Source organism: Eubacterium callanderi, assembly GCF_900142645.1.
GTDB classification, from domain to species: domain Bacteria; phylum Bacillota; class Clostridia; order Eubacteriales; family Eubacteriaceae; genus Eubacterium; species Eubacterium callanderi.
Genome location: NZ_FRBP01000022.1, coordinates 1 through 18,188, shown reverse-complemented (window position 1 = coordinate 18,188; position 18,188 = coordinate 1). Strand labels below are relative to the sequence as shown.

Sequence of the window (18,188 nt, the reverse complement as noted above, 5' to 3'; positions counted from 1 at the left end):
GGAATGATGCAGGACCCGGAGGCGAACGCCATTGCGATGCGGAAAGTTGGCCGCTTTCTGGAAGAGTCCGTCTTCGAGCAGCTGCGCTGGGCCATTGAGGTGCTGGGTGTTTCCGACAAATGGAAAGTCCGGTTCTCGCCGCTGGGGCTATCCTATCTCCCGTTTGGGAATAAGATCATTTTTCGTGGCGCCGATGATCCTCAAAAGATTAAATCCGTAAAGATCAAAAACGGCTATTTTAAATACATCTGGTTTGAAGAACGCTCCGAGTTTGACGGACCAGAGGAAGAAAGAACCATCCTCCAGTCCCTGATGCGCGGCGGTACCGACTACTATGTCTTTTATTCCTGGAACCCGCCCAAAAGCATCAATAGCTGGGTGAATCAGGACGTCCTTCTGGAGCGGCCCGACACCATTGTGAGCCATACCGATTACCGAACCGTCCCGAGGGATTGGCTTGGTGAACAATTTTTCATCGAGGCCGAGCATCTGCGGGACACAAAGCCAAAAGCCTATGAACACGAATATTTAGGCGTAGCCACCGGCACCGGCGGAGCCGTCTTTGAGAATGTCACCGTTCGAGCCATTACCGATGAAGAGCTGTCCCGTTTTGACCGGATCAAAAACGGTCTGGACTTTGGCTATGGCGCAGACCCACTCGCCTATATCAAAATGCACTACAACAAGACGCGAAAACGTCTTTTTTTATTTGGTGAAATCTACGCCGTAAAACTGGGGAATACCAAAGCCGCCCGGGAGATCCGCAAGCTAAACCCACTCAATCATTACATAACAGCCGATTCAGAAGAGCCACGCGCCATTGCAGCCCTCAATGAACTGGGGCTTCGTGTCATTGGCGCGAAGAAAGGCCCGGGGTCTGTAGATTATGGGATGGAGTTCCTGTCCGATGAACTGGAAGAAATCATCATTGATCCAAAACGCTGCCCCAATGCTGCCCGGGAGTTTACCAGCTATGAGCTGGAGCAGGATAAAGACGGAAATTTCAAGGGCAGCTACCCAGACAAGAACAACCATACCATTGATGCTGTGCGGTATGGGATGGAAGATTCCATGACCAGAAGAAAAGCGAAGATAAAAAATAAAGCCCGCGCCGGGCTGCGTTAAGGAAGTGATATTATGCAGGACTTTACCATGCCCGCAGAAAAATTTGACGAACAAAACATTGATAAGCAGGCCATCCGGCATCTGATCCTCAAACACCGATCCGGCATTGAGCGCCTGCAGAAGCTGAAGAACTACTATGAGGGCAGGCATCAGATACTGAACGATATTGACCGCGAGAATAAACTGGTATGCAATCATGCCAAAGATATTGCAGACACGGCCAGCGCCTACTTTATTGGCAATCCGGTCTCCTACAAAGCCGAGGCGGACATCACGAAGCTGACAGAAGCACTGGAAAGCGCAGGATCGGATGAAGCCGACGGGGACAATGGCCTGGACCTGTCCATCTATGGCCGGGCCTATGAATACATCTATGCCAAAGAAGGCGAGACAGAGCTTCAGATCAAAAACCTCAGTCCTAAAAATACTTTCATGGTTTACGATGACAGCATTGAGCAGAATGAGCTCTTTGCTGTTTATTATTATGCAAAAGTCGATTCTACCGACAAAACCAACACCGTATACGTGGCGACTGTTGTGACCCGAAATTTTAAATATGTCATGGATATTCAGGACATCGAAGGGCCCCAGGCATCTACAGAAGACGCAAAGCCCCATTTTATGGACGCAGTCCCCATCATCGAATACCGCAATAATAAGCTGGGCATTGGAGACTATGAGCTGCAAATCCCCTTGATCGATGCCTACAACGCGCTCATGAGCGACCGTATCACCGACAAGGAACAGTTTATTGACGCAATCCTTGCTCTTTACGGCGCCCTGCTTTCAGATGAGGATGACGAAAAAGAGGGTGATGGAAAGGGGACCGAGGCAGCCAGAAAGCGGCTGAATCAGGAAAAGCTGCTTGAATTGCCCGCCGATGCAAAAGCCGAATATCTCACCCGCACCTTTGACGAGGCCGGCGTTGAAATCCTGAAAAAAGCCATTGAGCAGGACATCCACAAATTCAGCCATATCCCGTGTCTGACCGATGAGGCGTTCGGCGGCAACGTTTCTGGTGTGGCCATGGAGTTCAAGTTACTGGGCATGGAGAACATCACAAAGATCAAGACCCGGTGCTACAAAAAAGGCCTCCGGAAGCGGCTTCGTATTTTCGCCAACTTCCTCGGTAAAAAAGCCGTTTCAATCGATGTTTCAGGTGTTTCGCTGGTTTTCACACGAGCGATGCCTAAAAATTTACTGGAGATCAGCCAATACGTGGCGAACCTCTGGGGTAAGGTCAGTAAAAAGACGCTGCTGTCTCAGGTGCCCTTTGTCGATGATCCCGATGAAGAGCTTAAAGCTGTGCAGCAGGAAGAAAAAGAGAACCTCCAAAAGCAAAAGGAAATCTTCGGTAATGCGCCAAACACATCGCCAGAGATAGAGGGTAAGGACGAGGAAGATGGCGAAGCATAGGCTTTCCTACTGGGAGCAGCGGCAGGTTCAGAATATGTACCATTACATGGAAAAGGCTGAGGACGCCGCCGATCAGATCGCGAAGCTGTACCAAAAGGCTTCCGGATACATCAGCCATCAGGCAGACGCAATTTTCGATAAATATCAGACAAAGCACCGTCTGACTGAAGCAGAAGCTTACCGCCTGATTAATCAGCTGCAGGATAAGGCATCTCTGGATGAACTGCTTCAAAAGCTCAGGAATGGCGAGGATCATCAGAAAGAACTGCTTGCAAAACTGGAAGCGCCAGCCTATCAGGCCCGCCTTGAACGCCTGAAGCAGCTGCAAAACCAGATTGACCAGATCATGACCGAGGTATACGATCAGGTAAAACAGAAAAACCGCAGTCACTATGTGGACCTTGGGAATGAAGCCTACTACCGGGGCATCTTTGATCTCCAGCAGCAGGCAGAGGCAGCTTTTGGGTTTTCCTACATTTCCGCCAAGCAGATCGAGGCTGCCGTTAACCGGAAATGGTCTGGAAAAAACTATTCCGAACGCATCTGGAAAAATACCCGGCTGTTAGCACAGGAACTGAAGCAGGAGCTGCTCATCAACCTGGTCACTGGCCGCACGAACCGGGAAGTGGCCGAGATCATACAAAACAAGTTCGGTAAAGGCGCCAGCAAAGCAAGGCGCCTCGTCCGAACCGAGAGCAACTATCTGGCTACGGAATTGAATTTTAAAGCCTACGAGGAATGCGGCGTCGAGAAATACCAGTACCTGGCAACCCTCGACCTGCGCACCTCTGAAATATGCCGAGGTCTGGACGGTAAACTGTTTCTGGTAAAGGACCGCAAAGCTGGCGTGAACTGCCCGCCAATGCACCCCTGGTGCCGGTCAACAACCATTTCAGTGGTGGAAGAATCTTTGATCGCCAAAATGCAGCGCTCCGCCATCGACCCCGCCACGGGCAAACGCATCAAGGTGCCACGCTCCATGAACTATGAAAAATGGTACGACAAATACGTGAGGGGTAAGCCAGCGGTTGAACGGGAAGAAAAGAAATTGAAGAACCGGACAGCTGACCGTTCACAGCACCAAAAATACCGAAAGGTCCTTGCAGACGAAGTGCCTGAAAACCTGGATAAATTCCAGGAAATGAAGTATAATAATAGTGAGCGCTGGCAGTTTACAAAGCTGGATTACCAGCGACAGAATGAACTTGCGAAGCACCCAGAATTAAAATTGCCAAATGCTGAAAATGTTATTGTTCCAGACAAAAAGTTTTCACACTATTTGTTTGGAGGCGATCATCAAAAGGGGTTAGCGAAAGGAGCGGCGTTTACGTCAAGACTGGGTTACGACATTAACAACTGGTCAGAGCTTCAAAATGAAATCACCGAAAGGGCGGTGAAATATCCAGCGGTCTACAAGGACAATAATGGGTATGGCGATAGATACGAGCAAAAAATAGTGCTTTATGGGAATAAAGGTACACCTGCTAACGTTGTTGTTGGGTGGTTACTAAAACCAGATGGCTCTGTCTCAATGTCAAGCGCATACATCAAGGAGGTAAAGTAAATGGAAATCAAGGAATTTGATACTGTACTTTTGAAAGACGGAAGAAAAGCCGACATTATGGAAGCCTTTGACAATAAAGTTTTTATTGCAGACGTCGGCAGTTCTCCAAAGGATTGGGAAACGATCGACATCACCATCGACGATATTAAAGAGGTGATCCCGAATGGATAACTTCACCATCATCTACAAAATCCTAAAGGCTTTAGAAGCAGCCATGGACTTTGAGGCTTTCGATGTTTCTAAGATATCCCATGAGCGCCTTGGCATCTCCTATGAGCGCTGGGAAAAGATTTTAATTATGTTAACAAAGTCCGGATACATCGAGGGCGTTTTTTATGATCAGTGTGCTTCAGATTACAGTCCAAAAATTGAACAGCCCATACAGCCGGTCATCACGCTAAAAGGACTTGAATATCTGGCTGATAATACGTTGATGAAAAAAGCTGCCAACATTTTAAAAGGCATTAAGGAAACCATACCGGAATTATAACCGCTGAATAAACTTCAGTGGTTTTTTTATACCCAAAATCAGGAAAGGTGATGAAAAATGGCAAGACCAAAAATAAGAATTAAAACAGCAGGCATAAAGGCCAAGATTTTTATTGATGGCGTAGAAATTAAGGGAGTTCGCGGATACCAATTAAAGCACACAGCGGGAGGCTTACCCATTTTGGAAGTAGATTTAAAAGCAGTCGACTTAGAAATTGATGGGGATATTATCCCAACATTGCCAGAGATTTATAAAGGTTTTTATGAAAAAAGAGCCGATTAACGGCCCTGGGTGCATTTGTCAAATCGAATCTGGAGCAGAACTGTAAATAGGGCATTGAATATTGCACTTATTTCCATACATATTGTAAGCGCAATCGAACGTGCCTTTTTCATGTTCTTGGGCATCAAAGGTAGACGTATCAATATACTTGACAATAATTTGATAGTCTTTCTTTTGGGTTGGGCAAAAGCCAGAGAATATCTTGTCCATTGTAGAGTCTCCTTTCAAACGTATTTCGATGTGTAGACCGATAATATAATTATAAGGGATTCTAAGCGAACTTTCAACAAGGCAAGTGGAAAGGTAGGTGATCCGTTTATCTCCCGTAAGGCGCAGAGTAACGCGCCTTTTTTCATGCTCCGAAACGAGGGTAAACTATGAAATTTAAGTGCAATGGCTTGGGCTTTGAACGAGCCGGGGCAGAAAGGAAGTACGAATGAAATACCCAAACGATGAACGGATTCCCATGAATCTGCAGCTTTTCGCTGAGGACGCCGCCGACAATGGAGGGGACGGAGCAGGCGAAGGGATAGATAATGCAGCGGGCGCAGAAAGCGCTCCCGAAGACAAACCGCAGGAAAAGCCGCCAAAAACCTTTGAGGAAATTTTGAGCAATAAGGATTATCAAGCTGAGTTTGACCGAAGGGTACAGAAAGCTCTGGAAACGCAGCGTTCTAAGTTAGAGGTGCTCTTTGATGAAAAGGCCACCGAGGCCGAGAAACTGGCAAAAATGACTGAAAAGGAAAAGGCGCAGTACCTGCAGCAGAAAAAAGAAAAAGAGATGGCTGACCGAGAAGCCGCGATCACAAAACGCGAGCTGGCAGCAGAGGCAAAGAACACCCTGGCTGAGAAAAAGCTGCCGGTTAGTCTGGCAGAGGTGCTCAATTATTCGGACGCCGATGCCTGCAAACAATCCATTGAAGCCGTTGAAAAAGCATTTAAAGAGGCTGTCGAGGCCTCTGTGGAAGAACGGCTCAAAGGCGATAAACCACTGAAAAAAGCCCCGTCACAGGACGACACAGACCTGGCGAAACAGGTTGAAAACTTGATGATGGGAAAAGTATAAATTGAAAGGAAAGATAAATTATGGCAATTAACACATTAGCAACCGCAACACTTTTCCAGAACACACTGGATAAGGTCGCCATCCAGGATGCCGTGACGGGCTGGATGGACGCCAACGCCGGCCAGGTCATTTACAATGGCGGCGCAGAAGTCAAGATTCCAAAAATGTCTGTACAGGGCATGGGGGACTATGACCGGGATAACGGTTATGTGCAGGGCGGGGTAACCCTCACCTACGAAACCAGGACCATGACACAGGACCGTGGCCGCAAGTTCCAGCTGGACCCCATGGATATCAACGAAAACAACTTTGTCACCACAGCCGCAGCGGTGATGGGTGAATTCCAGCGGATGCACGTGGTTCCGGAAATTGACGCCTACCGTATTTCCAAAATCGCATCTGAAACCATCACGGCGGACAAAGCGGGGATGATTGACTACGGATACACTCCCGGCGCAGCGAACACCTCCGCACTGAGAAAGGTAAAAGAAGGCATTAAGGCCGTCCGTGAAGCCGGTTATAATGGCCCGTTGGTGATTCATGCGACACCAGGTTTCATCCTGGAACTGGAGATTGAGCTGGCCGGAAAGATTATGGCCGTCACCTTTTCCAAGGGCGGTATTAATACCCAGGTGCCCTCCATTGACGGCGTACCGATTATCGCGACACCAGCCAACCGGATGTACTCTGCAATCACCATCAATGACGGCACCACCTCTGGACAGGAAGCGGGCGGCTACGCAAAGGGAACGAAAGCGCTGGATCTGAACTTTGTGATCCTGCCAACAGCGACTCCGATCGCCATTACCAAACAGGATATCATGCGTATCTTCGACCCGACCATCAATCAGAAGCTCAACGCCTGGCAGATGGACTACCGCCGTTTCCATGATATCTGGGTACTGGATAATAAACTGGACTCCATCTACCTGAGCATTAAAGACGCTAAGCCGTCCGTGTGATGGGGGGGATGAGCCATGAGACTGATTCGAAAGAACGTTGAGCGTGTCGCCGTTACAGAAGCTCAGATTGAAAAACTGAAAGCCCAGGGATTCCGGCCGATTGGCGGGGATGCCGCAGAGGCTGACCAGGCAGACGTAGACATCAACACAAAAACAGTGGCGGAATTAAAAGCCATTGCCAAAGAAAAAGAGATTGAAGGCTACTCAAGTCTGACGAAAGAGGAACTCCTGGCAGTCCTGAAAGGTGTGGTTTAGTTGACAGAGGCAGAAAAGATTAAGCTGCTGACAGGTGAGAGTGATGAAAATTTAATTACCGTCGTCCTGGAAGACGCAGAATCTTTTGTTCTCGGCTACACCAACCGGTCAAAACTGATTCCAGCATTGAAAAAGCCCGTGCGGGACTTGGCGGTGATCGCGCTGAACCGGATGGGCACAGAGGGTGAAACAGGCCGAAGTGAGGGCGGTGAGCGCTACAGCTTTGACACTGCCCCAAAGCATATATACGTTATTTTAAACCAATACCGTCTGGTCCGGGTGGGAGGAAAGGTCTATGAAAATCAAACGCAGTCGTCTGAAGACATACCATCACCGGCGTAAAAGCCTGAAAAAAGACAGCGAGGGCAATACCTACACCGATTATGGCGCGGCGACTTCTTTTACAGCCGAACTCTGGCCGGGCAGCGGCAAGCTACAGGCAGAGCTGTACGGTGAGCGCCTGTCCAATATCCGGAACCTGCGGCTTGAAGGCCCTTACACCATCACGGCGGATTCAAAAGATGTGGTGCACTATGTTTTTGAGGACGGACCGGATATTGTGGAAGGGGACGGCCTTTGCCTGGATGTTGGCCCGGACCGCCCGCCAGATTACAAAATTATCGCCGTGAAACCCTACAAAATTTTGCGGTTGGAGGCGGAAAAGATATGATTCTGGGGGCGTTAGAGCTTGAAAAGAAGCTGAGGACACTGTCTGAAATGGAGCTGCGGCAAGGCATTGAAAAAGGGATTTCCCTTGTCCAGGAGGACGCAAAGGCCAATTGCCCGGTGCACGACGGCGAACTGAGAGAAAGTATCTTTACAGCGGTAGAAAACAAAGACGGCAAGATTCGAGGGACCTGCTACACCAACAAACAATATGCGCCCTATGTCGAGTTCGGCACCGGCCCCAAAGGCCAGGCCGATCATGACGGCATCTCCCCGGATGTCGCAGTGTCCTACAGTCAAACCGGCTGGTGGATTCACGAAAGCCAGATCGGGCGGGATGTTGCTGAGCGTTATCGCTTTTTCCATATCGACACGGAAAACGGGCGCTTTTATAAGTGCTACGGCCAGGCGGCCCAGCCTTTTATGTACCCGGCGCTGAAGAACAATGAAGACGCCATTTTAGCGGTCATCGCGCGATTTGCAAAGGAGCAGCTATGAAAAATGTAAAAGACCAGGTTTACGCGGCGCTGGATGCCGCTTTTGACAATGTGTCCGACCAGTACCCAAAGGACTGGGCGGACTTCCCAGTGATCCAGTACATTGAGGAAGACAACAAGGTTTATGAAAAAACCGACAAAGAAGATAAGGCGTATGTGCGCTATAAAGTCGATATCTGGCACAACCGGTCCACCTCTCCGGAGGCGATCAAAGTGGATAAAGCACTGGCGGCCCTTGGACTGGTCCGGACCTTGTGCCAGGATACCCCGGACCCATCGGGGCTAAAGCATAAAGTCATGCGCTATGAGGCCATCATCGACATGGAGAGTGACGATGTTTACTGGCCGAATTAAATGAAAAGGAGTGTGAAAACATGTTAGCAAACGGAGCAAAACTAGGCTTCAAGAAAAAGGGCGGCGCTACCTATACCGACCTGCCCGGCTTGAAAGAAATCCCGGAAATGGGCGTTGAACCTGAAAAGGTGGAAAACACTTGTCTGACGGATGCCAATAAGATGTATGAACAGGGCATCGGCGACCTTCCGGAAATGACCTATAAATTCAAATATGATAACACAAAAGCCGATTCGCCTTACCGAGTCATGCGTGAGGCGCAGGCCGCTGGGGAGGTGCTGAGCTTTCAGGAAACCCTGAAAGATGGCACGGCCACTGCCTACGATGCCCAGGTGTCGGTGAAACGCACAGGCGGCGGCGTGAACGGCGTCATCGAATTTGAGTTAACCATGATGGTGCAGAGCGATTTGAAATTTACCGACCCCACAAGCGGGGCAGGAAGTTAATAAAGGAGTAAGCAATGAGTGGTTTATACGGATTAGATAACGAAATGAACATTGAAGCATCAAATACTGGTTTTGAGGAAGTTAAACAGGAACCGGAAAAGCCAAAGCGGAAGCCCTTTCATTATTGGCGGGTAAGCGGCAAAGACTACAAGCTGAAGCTGACCACGGCCATGATCGGGAGGCTGGAAAGCAAATACCGCACCAACATGCTGACCCTGGTTTCAGATGGCGGTATCCCGCCACTTTCCATCATGTTGACCATTATCCAGGCAGCCATTGCGCCCTGGGAACACGGGATTGCTTATCAGGATGTCCAAAAGCTGTATGATCGATGGCTGGAGGAGGGCGGCAATCAGATGGAACTCTTTACCGAGGTACTCATGCCGACTCTGGCGGTTTCCGGTTTTTTTACCGAAAAACAGGCAGCGTCCATGATGGAAAACCTGAAAGATGTGGACGAGCTGCTGTAAGGACCCTGTCTGACCAGCTGTCAAAATTGTACACACTGGCCCTGGACTGCGGGATTTCACCGGCTGATTTCTGGAACGCCTCGCCCATGGAAATCTGTGATTTGATGGAAAGCCATCGCCGTATTGAACGGCAGCAGGCCAAACAGCGGATCAACCAGGATTTCATTATGGCAGAGGTCAACGCCCGCTATCTGGCCATGGCCATGGACGGAAAGGGTGAGATTCCGAAAGTATGGGAGTATTACCCTGAGCTGTACGCCGACGAAAAAACGCAGTATGAGACCCGAATGGCCGCAGATGCGATGGAAGATTACAAAGCGCGGCGCCTGGACTATGTCCGGGAATTTAACCGTCGAAGAAAAAAGCAGAAAGGAGGTGAACCCGAATGAGTGAAGTGCTTGAAAAGCTGCAGGTGGTCATTGAGGGCAGCACAGCCCAGTATAAAAAAGCGCTTAAAGAGGCGCTCTCTGAAACAGAGAAGACCACGAAAGCCATCAATCAGGCGACAGAAGCGGTCAAGAGCCCGTTAAAGGGCATCACAAGCGACCCGTCTCTTGGTAAGCTGAAGCAGGTACAAAACGTGCTGAAGCAGATTAAAGCCAGCATCGGCGATAAAATCAAGGACTTTCAAGTAGACTCAGGTATCAAAACCTACACCGATGAATACAAGGCCCTTCAGGCCGACGTCGACCGGGCAGAAAAGGCGCTGGAACGCCTGAACCAGAAGCAGCGTGATTTAAAGGCAGAAGGCGCAGACCGACAGCTGTCTGAGAAATATCAGAAGCTGAGCGCTGCGGCCGAAAAAGCGGAGAAGACACTGGCTGCGCTTCAGGCCCGTCAAAAGGTCCTGGAAGCCTCAGGGAAAGGCGCTAAGCCAACAGAAGGATACGCAAGCCTTGCGAAGCAGATGGAAGCCGCTAAAAGCCGTCTGAGTGGCCTGGAGGATACCCAGAGCAACTGGAAATCCATGGGATTGCCCGACAGTGCAGTGCCGAAAAGCTTTCAGGAAGAAGTAAGGGAAGCCGAGCAGGCGATCCGGCACCTTCAGGCGCGGATGGAAGCCCTTCAAAAGGAGGGTGGCGCGTTTAACACGACTAAGGAGATGCAGAACCTCAGCAGCCGGATTCAGGAGGCCAGAGAAAAGCTAAGCCAGTATAATACAGAAATGAAGCGGATGCAGGCTTCTGGGAAGGACGTTGGCAGTAATGCCTGGAATAACCTTCAATCTGAGATCAGCCGGACCGAGCAGCGGATCAACAGCGCAACACGGTCTATGCAGCGCTTGAAAGCGAGTGGCGAGGGCCTCCAGTTTGCCGGACTTCGCAACGCAGCTTCCAATATTGTTGCAAAAATAGGCGGCATGAAAGCCGCTTTTGACCGGGTGACGCCATCAATTAAGCGGGCTGGCGGAGCCTTTGCCGCGCTCATTCAGCGGTTTATCACAGGCATTCCAGGCGTCCGGCGCCTGACAAGTGCCATGAACGGGATGGGGAGTAGCGGCCATCGTTTAGGCGGCATCCTCGGAACACTCGGCATGACCGCAAAGTTTATGCTTGCCAGCTTCCTGATCCGCGGTGCCCTTGAGGGGGCCAAACAGGGGATGCAGAACCTGGCACAGTACAGCAGCGCGACGAACGCCAGCCTCTCTATGCTGATGTCCAGCCTGACGCAGCTCAAAAACAGTCTGGCAACAGCCTTTGCACCGATCTTAAATGTGGTAGCCCCCATCTTAAATGTCCTGATTCAGAAAATTTCCCAGGCGGTCACGGCTGCCGGGATGCTGATTGCACGCTTAACGGGTCAAAGCACGTTCATCCGGGCGAAAAAAGTCCAACAGGATTACGCTGCGAGTTTAGATAAACAGACCAGCAGTGCCGATAAAGCCGATGCGGCAAATCGGAAGCTGCAACGGACCCTTTTAGGTTTTGATGAGATTAATAAGCTGGATGACCACAGCGACGCTGCCAGCAGCGCGGACACCCCGGGTTCCAGTGACATCGGCGGGATTTCGCCAGGCGATATGTTTGAAGAAGTTTCAATCCCGCAGCAAATTCAGGATTTTGCGCAAAAGATTAAAGATGCCTGGGCCGCCGCGGACTTTACCGAAATCGGCGCCATTGTTGGCAATAAGCTGAATGCAGCGCTCGCCAGCATTCCATGGAACCAGATCAAAGAGACGACCGCGCGCATTGCCAAAAGCATCGCCACCTTCTTGAACGGCTTTATCGAAGCGACCGACTGGCGTTTAGTTGGGGCAACCCTGGCAGAAGGCTTTAACACGGCCTTTATGTTTTTGGGGACGTTTGTCGAGAATTTTCATTGGGCTTCATTGGGACAAGCGATCGCCGACGGAATCAACGGCATCGCATCAACCGTCGACTGGGCTTATGTTGGGCAAACACTTTCCAATGGCGCAAAAGGGCTTTTGGAGATGTTAATTACAGCTGTCCAGCGGATTGACTGGTGGCAGCTTGGTGAATCGGTACGAACTTTTCTGATGAACATTGACTGGGCTGGAATTGTGAGAGGACTGTTTGAGTTGTTAGGCTCATTATTAGGCGGATTAGCAGCCTTTCTATTCGGACTGATCGGTGATGCTTTTTCTGGGATTGGTCCTTACTTTGAAGAAAAAATTGCAGAATGCGGTGGTAGTGTCGGATTAGGTTTTTTAAGAGGCATTACGGACGCAATTGGCAATATCCTTATTTGGATATGGGACAATATAGCGTGGCCTTTTCTTTCAGGTATTATGAGCGCCTTTGGCATTCACAGCCCTTCCACCGTAATGATGGAAATCGGCGGGAATCTTATTGCCGGCTTTTTTCAGGGAATCCTCGACAGCATTGGCTCCGTGCTCGCATGGTTTGCTGACCTGCCGAACAAAGTTCGGGAGGTGTTGGGGAACGCAAAAGAGTGGGTGTTTGAAAAAGGTAAAGACGTTGTTGAAGGTTTGAAAAACGGCTACGAGAGCGTCAAAGAAAGCCGCTTTTTATCGGGTTTACGGAACGCCAAAAATGAAGTCTTTAACGCGATTGGCGATATTGTGAATACCTGCCAGGAAAAAGGGATTGACATTGTCACCGCCATAAAGACCGGATATGAAAATCATAAAGATGAGATACGGTGGGCCGTGTCAGGCGTATCGGATTTGATTACCAGTGGTATTGGTAATTTATGGGATATTGGCAGAAGCGCCATTCGCTCTTTTGCGGATGGATTCTCTTCATTCCACATTCCAACGCCACGCATTGACTGGAACTGGCGTGACGTAAAACTCGGGAACCTGTCCATTCCGATTCCGGATTTTCACGTAGGATGGTATGCCAAAGGCGGATTCCCAGGTATGGGAGAAATGTTTATTGCCCGTGAAAATGGTCCGGAGCTGGTGGGACGAATGGGGAACCGAAATGTGGTTGCGAATAACAGCCAGATCGTCGAAGGGATCAAAGAAGGCGTTAAGGAAGCAGTGGTTGAGGCTGCCATGTTTTTTACAGGAAGTGGGCAAAACGACCTGCAGCCTGTCATTGAACTCACGATTATCGCGGATACAGAGACGCTTTATCGAACAGTGCGTCGCGGGGAAGAAAAAGCAGACCGTCGTTATTCCGCTACGGTTAAGATTTAGGAGGAAGGCAATGGCAATGATTGAAGTGAATGGGGTCCCAGTCAAGGACCCCGCTGTTTTTGAATGGGGATTACAGGATGTTTCAAGTTCTGATGCCGGGCGCACGGAGGATACCCTCATGCACAAAAACCGGATCGCTCAAAAAAGAAAAATTAAACTCGCCTGGAATAATCCAACACCCGAAGAAACCGCAGCGATCCTCCAGGCTTTTAACGCAGAATATTTTTATGTGACCTATCCGGACGCTTTGAGTGGCCAGCGTGAACGCCGGGAATTTTACGCCGGCGACCGCTCCGCACCCATGCGCAACTGGGCAACCCAGTACAAACGCTATACACAAGTGGCGTTTGACATTATCGAGAGGTGATAAGCGATGATTCATACAAGTAATGCCTTTAAAGACGCGCTGCTTGAAAACAGCCATTGTGTGGCCAAAGCGACGATCCTTTTAAAAAACGGTGAAACCCTTCAAGTCGATCAAACCGATATTTTTCAGGAAGGTGTCAAGATTGATGATGGCACGAGCAGTACCAGCACTTTTGATGTTGGTGCAGCGGTCATCGGGAAGTTAACGCTATCCCTAAACAACATCAAGGATACCTTTTCAAATGTTGATTTTACTGATGCTGTGATTACTGTGTGGGTTGGAAAGTCCCTTGGAAATACAATGGAATGGCTTAAGAAGGGCGTCTATAACGCAGACGACCCGCAAGCCAGCGCCAGTATTTTATCCATTGAAGCCCTTGATAACATGGAGAAATTTGACCGTAACTATGATGGGAGCCTGACCTTTCCTGCAACGATGCAGTCGATTGTGCGGCACGCTTGTAACCAATGTGGCGTGATTCTTGGGACCAATACCTTTGATTTTGACACCTATGTTATCCAGAAAAACCCCTTTAAAAGTAACGAGCAGGTAACGTGGCGGGAAATTTTATCCCACTGTGCGCAGATTGCGGGGTGCTATGCCCGGTGTAACACGGATGGGCAACTGGAACTGAAGTGGTATGACCAGACAGTTTTTGAAAGCAATGGTTTGGACGGTGGTTGTTTTGATAACGGTGCCCCGGACTATCAAAGCGGTGACTGTGCAGACGGCGGAAACTTTGCAGATTATGCCAGCGGCAGTGCGGTTGATGGTGGGGAATTTGATCAAAGCGCCTGGACGAACTGCCATCATATCTATGCGTTGTCGGGACTGAAGGTTGCCACCGACGATGTTGTGATTACCGGAATCCGGGTAACGGCTTCAGATGAGGTAAAGCGTGGCACCGAAACATTAAAAGGGGAAACGGTCCTTTATGGGCGTGTGGGCTATGTTCTGGAGATTACAGGCAACCCCTTGATTTGCTATGGTCAGGCGGAAACCGTCGCGGCGCATTTGGGCAAGAAAATGGTCGGCATGCGCTTTCGTAAGATGTCCGCCTCTTGTCTGGGTGATCCATCCATTGAAGCCGGAGATGCTGCGTATGTGACAGACCGTAAAGGAAATGCGTATTCGTGCTATATTACCAATCTGACCTATACGATCGGCAGTTACGAGCGCATCTCAACCGACGCAGAAACGCCCAGCCGCAACACCTCAAAGCGCTATTCCGAAATCACGAAGGCCCTTGTTGAGGCCGACCGTAACACGGAAGCGAAACTTTCGGCATACGACCAATACGTCACGCAGATGAATCAACTGGCCATGAACGCCATGGGCTATTATCAAACGGTTGAAACCTTAGAGGACGGCAGCCGGATAACCTATATGCATGATAAACCCAAACTGGCTGAGAGTATGGTGGTTTATAAAATCACTGCCGATGGTTTTTTTATCTCCCAAGACGGTGGCAAGACCTACTCAGCAGGCATTGATAAAAACGCGAATGCGGTGGTTAATGTGCTCGCTGCGGTGGGGATCAATGCCGACTGGATTAATGCAGGCGAGCTGGTGGTCAAGGATAAACAGGGACGAGAAATGTTTTATGCGTCCATGGAAACCGGGGCTGTGCGCATCAATGCCGAGCGCTTGTCAATCGGAAGCAATCCGGTGGCAATGCCTGAACAAATAGAGATTGCCACCAGCTTTTACCTGCAAATGAATGACTATTTTGGGATTCCGACAAAAGCAGATGGAACTGGCGACTATACGGAGTGTGAAACAACGGTGAAGGCGATGTTTGGTTCCCAGGATGTGAGCGACGCAGCGGCGTATTCGGTTTTAGCCGATTCGTCAGTGACGGGCACTTGGGACGCATCGGCCCACAGATATAAAGTGACAAATTTAACAGGTGAAACCGGAAAAGTGACCTTTACGGTAACCTATCAAAACCGAAAAGCAACCGGTGTTTTTCAGGTTTCAAAAAATAAGGCGGGCGCCGACGGCGTCGTGTATGTTGTAACCCCAAGCGCCCAGACCGTCACGGTTACCGACGAAGGGCTAACACCCGGAAGTGTCACTTTTCGTTGTGCAAAACGCACCAATTTGGATGAAACGGTTCAGGCTGCCGCATGGTTATTGGAGAAAACAACGGACGGCATCGCATGGGAGGTCGTTGACTATGACCAGGAAGTCACTGGATATACGAAAACCTACACATTAGAGGACCAAACGTGGACAGGCATCCGCGTAACGGCGGCACCCTCATTTTGGCAAGGGGGTTTCCCCAGGCAAGGACTTTACGCCAGAACGATCGTTTCGATGATTAAGGATGCGACGGCTTTGACCCAAGAAGAGGTTTTTAATAAATTGACCAATAACGGTGAATGGCAAGGTCTGTACTCCGATAGTAGTGGCAACTTATATTTCAATGCATCATATATTAAAACTGGGATGTTAAGCGCGGATTTGATCCAAGGAGGCACGCTTCAAGCGGGAAATAAAAATAACGAAGCGGGTCAAATCTGGGTTTATAACGACTCGGGAGCTGTCGTTGCCACACTTGACAAGGATGGGCTCATCGCGTCAAAAGGAAAATTCAAAGAAGGCTGCGAATTTCTTGGAAAATTGGTTTCTGGCTACAGCACGATGGGACAGATTATGATTGAAGGCGGCACAATCTACGGCTATTTTGCCGGAAAGCAGCGTGGACTGATTGATTGTGCGGCATCCATCACCTATCAAGGCACCAATTACAGGGGATTCCAGATAAAAACAGAGTTTCTTGACATAAAAGCAGAGCGGTTAGCGACGATGGCCGGGCAGTCCGGTGTAAGCAATATGTGCGGCAGTGGATCGATGTCTGTCATCACAAATATTGTGGAGTTACAGGGAGCGCTTCGCTGGGAAAAATCAACATATTATTTTATAAACGGTCTGCTTTGTTCAGCGCTATAAGCCAGTGGGAGGAGAAAAATGTACAAGGCAGTAAAAGATAATGTGCAAATGTATTTGTCCGATCCAGAGAAACAGTCGGATCGGTTTTTGAGAGACGGCTGGCGCATCGTTTTTGAGGAAAGCCAAGGAAACGAGACGATCGTGGCCACACCAGATGAGGGGTGGTTTGGAGAAAAACCAAAGAAACAGGAGGGAGTGATTTACTTTGGAAGGCATTAATATCACGAAAATGGCTAATATGGATGCTGTTTACCACGAAATGGACAGCCGCCTGACCGAGATGAGCAGCCAATACGGACTGGATATCACGGACATTGAGGGGGTTGTGGCTCGACTGTCTCAAAATATCAAAGACGCCAAAAACAGGCTTTACGCTAGTGCCGTGCTTGAATTGGCTAAACCGTTAACCGAAACAAAAACCGGGACAAAAGAAGAGTTGCTGGAAGCGTTCAAAGCACAATCCGCTCAAACTGCTCAGAGCAAAACACAAGCAAGCCCGGCAAAGGAGGGAAGCTAAATGGCAATACAGATGCGCCGTGGCGCCGGTGCGGATTTTCGGCCAGAAAAGATGAAGCCCGGTGAGCTGGCGGTCACCATAGACGGTACAAGAAAAGTATATGCGGCGTTCGCTGCGGGAGATGTGAAAGAGCTCGCGTCGAAGGAAGATATTTGGCAGGAAGTGGAGGACGCAGAAAAGGCTCAAAAAGCAGCCGAAGCCGCACAAGCTGCGGCTGAAATCGCTGAATCGCAGGCAACGAAAGCTAAAAATGACGCGGTAATAGCCCAAACGGGAGCTGAAACCGCCGCTAAAAAAGCAGAAGCTTCTGAGATGGGTGCCGAAACGGCGCGCGAGGCTGCTGAAGCTGCTGAAAACGCGGCAGTCAAGGCAAAAAAAGAAGTCGAAAGCGATAAAAAACTGGTTGAGCAATTTAAAAATGCCGCTGAGTCAGCCGACGCAGCAGCCCAAAGAAGCGCCGAAACCGCAACCGCAAAAGCGACCGAAGCAACGAACAGTGCGAAAGCGGCAAAAGAGGGACAGGATGCCGCCGAAGCCAGTGCCAGAAGCGCCGAAGAAAAAGCCAGCGACGCGGCAGCCAGTGCAGCCGCAGCGGACAAAAGTAAAACCGCCGCCGAAACCAGCGCCGAACGAGCCGAGACCGCAGCAAATACCGCCACCACCGAAGCGGCCAAAGTTAAGACCTGGAAACCCGTGATCACCAATGGGATTTTGAATTTTATTGTGGATAATGACCCAACACCGCCGGAAGGCTACAACGTAATCGGTCCAGAAGGACCAACGCCAACCATCACCATTGGTGCCAATGAAAACTGGTTTGTGAATGGCGTGGATACCGGAAAGCCCAGCCGGGGAGCCAAAGGCGACACCAGCATTCTTACAATCGGAGTAAACGGAAATTTCTATATCGACGGGGAGGATACCGGACAAAAGGCCCAGGGACCGACCGGGCCGCCCGGAACAGACGGGAAAGACGGACGCAACGGCGTTGATGGTGTTTCACCCGAAATTTCCATATCCGCCGATGGTTACTGGGAGATAAATGGGACAAAGACCGATAAAAAAGCCGTCCCAGAGAATGGCACCAATGGGAAGGACGGAGCACCCGGAGCCAAAGGCGCCGACGGCGCT

22 protein-coding genes and 1 pseudogene are annotated in these 18,188 nt (G+C 49.8%); 22 read left to right on the top strand and 1 reads right to left on the bottom strand.

What is annotated here, in order from left to right:
* The 6 genes from BUC22_RS21100 to BUC22_RS21080 all read left to right on the top strand — a co-directional run.
* On the top strand, positions 1–1,125 hold a 1,125-nt coding region (locus BUC22_RS21100; protein ID WP_143163959.1), incomplete at its 5' end, for a PBSX family phage terminase large subunit.
* Between the two features lie 12 nt (positions 1,126–1,137).
* A complete protein-coding gene (locus BUC22_RS21095) occupies positions 1,138–2,541 on the top strand; it encodes a phage portal protein (protein ID WP_073383722.1) in 1,404 nt (467 codons plus the stop codon).
* Positions 2,528–4,105 (top strand): minor capsid protein, encoded by a 1,578-nt coding sequence (locus BUC22_RS21090; RefSeq protein ID WP_073383720.1) that lies wholly within the window; start codon positions 2,528–2,530, stop codon positions 4,103–4,105. Before BUC22_RS21095 ends, BUC22_RS21090 begins: the two co-directional genes overlap by 14 nt.
* A complete protein-coding gene (locus BUC22_RS22190; RefSeq protein WP_167495218.1) occupies positions 4,106–4,276 on the top strand; it encodes a hypothetical protein in 171 nt (56 codons plus the stop codon). It abuts the gene before it with no gap.
* Entirely contained in the window at positions 4,269–4,595 is a 327-nt protein-coding gene (locus BUC22_RS21085; RefSeq protein WP_073383717.1) for a YjcQ family protein, read from the top strand. Before BUC22_RS22190 ends, BUC22_RS21085 begins: the two co-directional genes overlap by 8 nt.
* Positions 4,596–4,652: 57 nt before the next feature.
* A complete protein-coding gene (locus tag BUC22_RS21080) occupies positions 4,653–4,877 on the top strand; it encodes a hypothetical protein (RefSeq protein ID WP_073383714.1) in 225 nt (74 codons plus the stop codon).
* An 18-nt stretch (positions 4,878–4,895) separates the two neighbouring features.
* On the opposite strand, the gene BUC22_RS21075 is transcribed toward BUC22_RS21080, so the two are convergent.
* Positions 4,896–5,087 carry a hypothetical protein gene (locus BUC22_RS21075; protein WP_073383712.1) on the bottom strand — a complete coding sequence of 64 codons (192 nt, stop codon included), beginning with the start codon at positions 5,085–5,087 and terminating at the stop codon, positions 4,896–4,898.
* A 226-nt stretch (positions 5,088–5,313) separates the two neighbouring features.
* Between BUC22_RS21075 and BUC22_RS21070 the strand changes: the two genes are divergently transcribed.
* The 16 genes and pseudogenes from BUC22_RS21070 to BUC22_RS20995 form a co-directional block, all read left to right on the top strand.
* Complete coding sequence (locus BUC22_RS21070) at positions 5,314–5,943, top strand: DUF4355 domain-containing protein (RefSeq protein WP_073383709.1); 630 nt, start codon at positions 5,314–5,316, stop codon at positions 5,941–5,943.
* Positions 5,944–5,963: 20 nt separating this feature from the next.
* Positions 5,964–6,905: a hypothetical protein gene (locus BUC22_RS21065; RefSeq protein ID WP_073383707.1), complete on the top strand. Its 942-nt coding sequence runs from the start codon at positions 5,964–5,966 to the stop codon at positions 6,903–6,905.
* 15 nt (positions 6,906–6,920) lie between these two features.
* Positions 6,921–7,160, top strand: coding sequence for a Rho termination factor N-terminal domain-containing protein (locus tag BUC22_RS21060; RefSeq protein ID WP_073383704.1), 240 nt, complete (start codon positions 6,921–6,923; stop codon positions 7,158–7,160).
* Positions 7,161–7,502, top strand: coding sequence for a phage head-tail connector protein (locus BUC22_RS21055; RefSeq protein ID WP_073383702.1), 342 nt, complete (start codon positions 7,161–7,163; stop codon positions 7,500–7,502).
* Entirely contained in the window at positions 7,456–7,830 is a 375-nt protein-coding gene (locus BUC22_RS21050) for a hypothetical protein (RefSeq protein WP_073383699.1), read from the top strand. The genes BUC22_RS21055 and BUC22_RS21050 overlap by 47 nt, the downstream gene beginning before the upstream one ends.
* Positions 7,827–8,324: an HK97-gp10 family putative phage morphogenesis protein gene (locus BUC22_RS21045; protein ID WP_073383698.1), complete on the top strand. Its 498-nt coding sequence runs from the start codon at positions 7,827–7,829 to the stop codon at positions 8,322–8,324. Before BUC22_RS21050 ends, BUC22_RS21045 begins: the two co-directional genes overlap by 4 nt.
* Complete coding sequence (locus tag BUC22_RS21040) at positions 8,321–8,677, top strand: hypothetical protein (protein ID WP_073383695.1); 357 nt, start codon at positions 8,321–8,323, stop codon at positions 8,675–8,677. Before BUC22_RS21045 ends, BUC22_RS21040 begins: the two co-directional genes overlap by 4 nt.
* A gap of 20 nt (positions 8,678–8,697) precedes the next feature.
* Positions 8,698–9,123, top strand: coding sequence for a phage tail tube protein (locus tag BUC22_RS21035; protein WP_073383693.1), 426 nt, complete (start codon positions 8,698–8,700; stop codon positions 9,121–9,123).
* Positions 9,124–9,137: 14 nt separating this feature from the next.
* Positions 9,138–9,593 (top strand): DUF6096 family protein, encoded by a 456-nt coding sequence (locus BUC22_RS21030; RefSeq protein ID WP_083591203.1) that lies wholly within the window; start codon positions 9,138–9,140, stop codon positions 9,591–9,593.
* A gap of 26 nt (positions 9,594–9,619) precedes the next feature.
* Positions 9,620–9,982, top strand: coding sequence for a hypothetical protein (locus BUC22_RS21025; RefSeq protein ID WP_073383690.1), 363 nt, complete (start codon positions 9,620–9,622; stop codon positions 9,980–9,982).
* Complete coding sequence (locus tag BUC22_RS21020) at positions 9,979–13,218, top strand: coiled-coil domain-containing protein (protein WP_073383687.1); 3,240 nt, start codon at positions 9,979–9,981, stop codon at positions 13,216–13,218. Before BUC22_RS21025 ends, BUC22_RS21020 begins: the two co-directional genes overlap by 4 nt.
* Positions 13,219–13,228: 10 nt before the next feature.
* Positions 13,229–13,585: a DUF6711 family protein gene (locus BUC22_RS21015; protein WP_073383684.1), complete on the top strand. Its 357-nt coding sequence runs from the start codon at positions 13,229–13,231 to the stop codon at positions 13,583–13,585.
* 6 nt (positions 13,586–13,591) lie between these two features.
* Positions 13,592–16,540, top strand: coding sequence for a hypothetical protein (locus BUC22_RS21010; protein WP_073383682.1), 2,949 nt, complete (start codon positions 13,592–13,594; stop codon positions 16,538–16,540).
* A gap of 18 nt (positions 16,541–16,558) precedes the next feature.
* A complete protein-coding gene (locus BUC22_RS21005) occupies positions 16,559–16,759 on the top strand; it encodes a hypothetical protein (protein ID WP_073383680.1) in 201 nt (66 codons plus the stop codon).
* Complete coding sequence (locus BUC22_RS21000) at positions 16,746–17,057, top strand: hypothetical protein (RefSeq protein ID WP_073383677.1); 312 nt, start codon at positions 16,746–16,748, stop codon at positions 17,055–17,057. Before BUC22_RS21005 ends, BUC22_RS21000 begins: the two co-directional genes overlap by 14 nt.
* Positions 17,058–18,188, top strand: a pseudogene (locus tag BUC22_RS20995) (hypothetical protein); the annotation flags it as partial.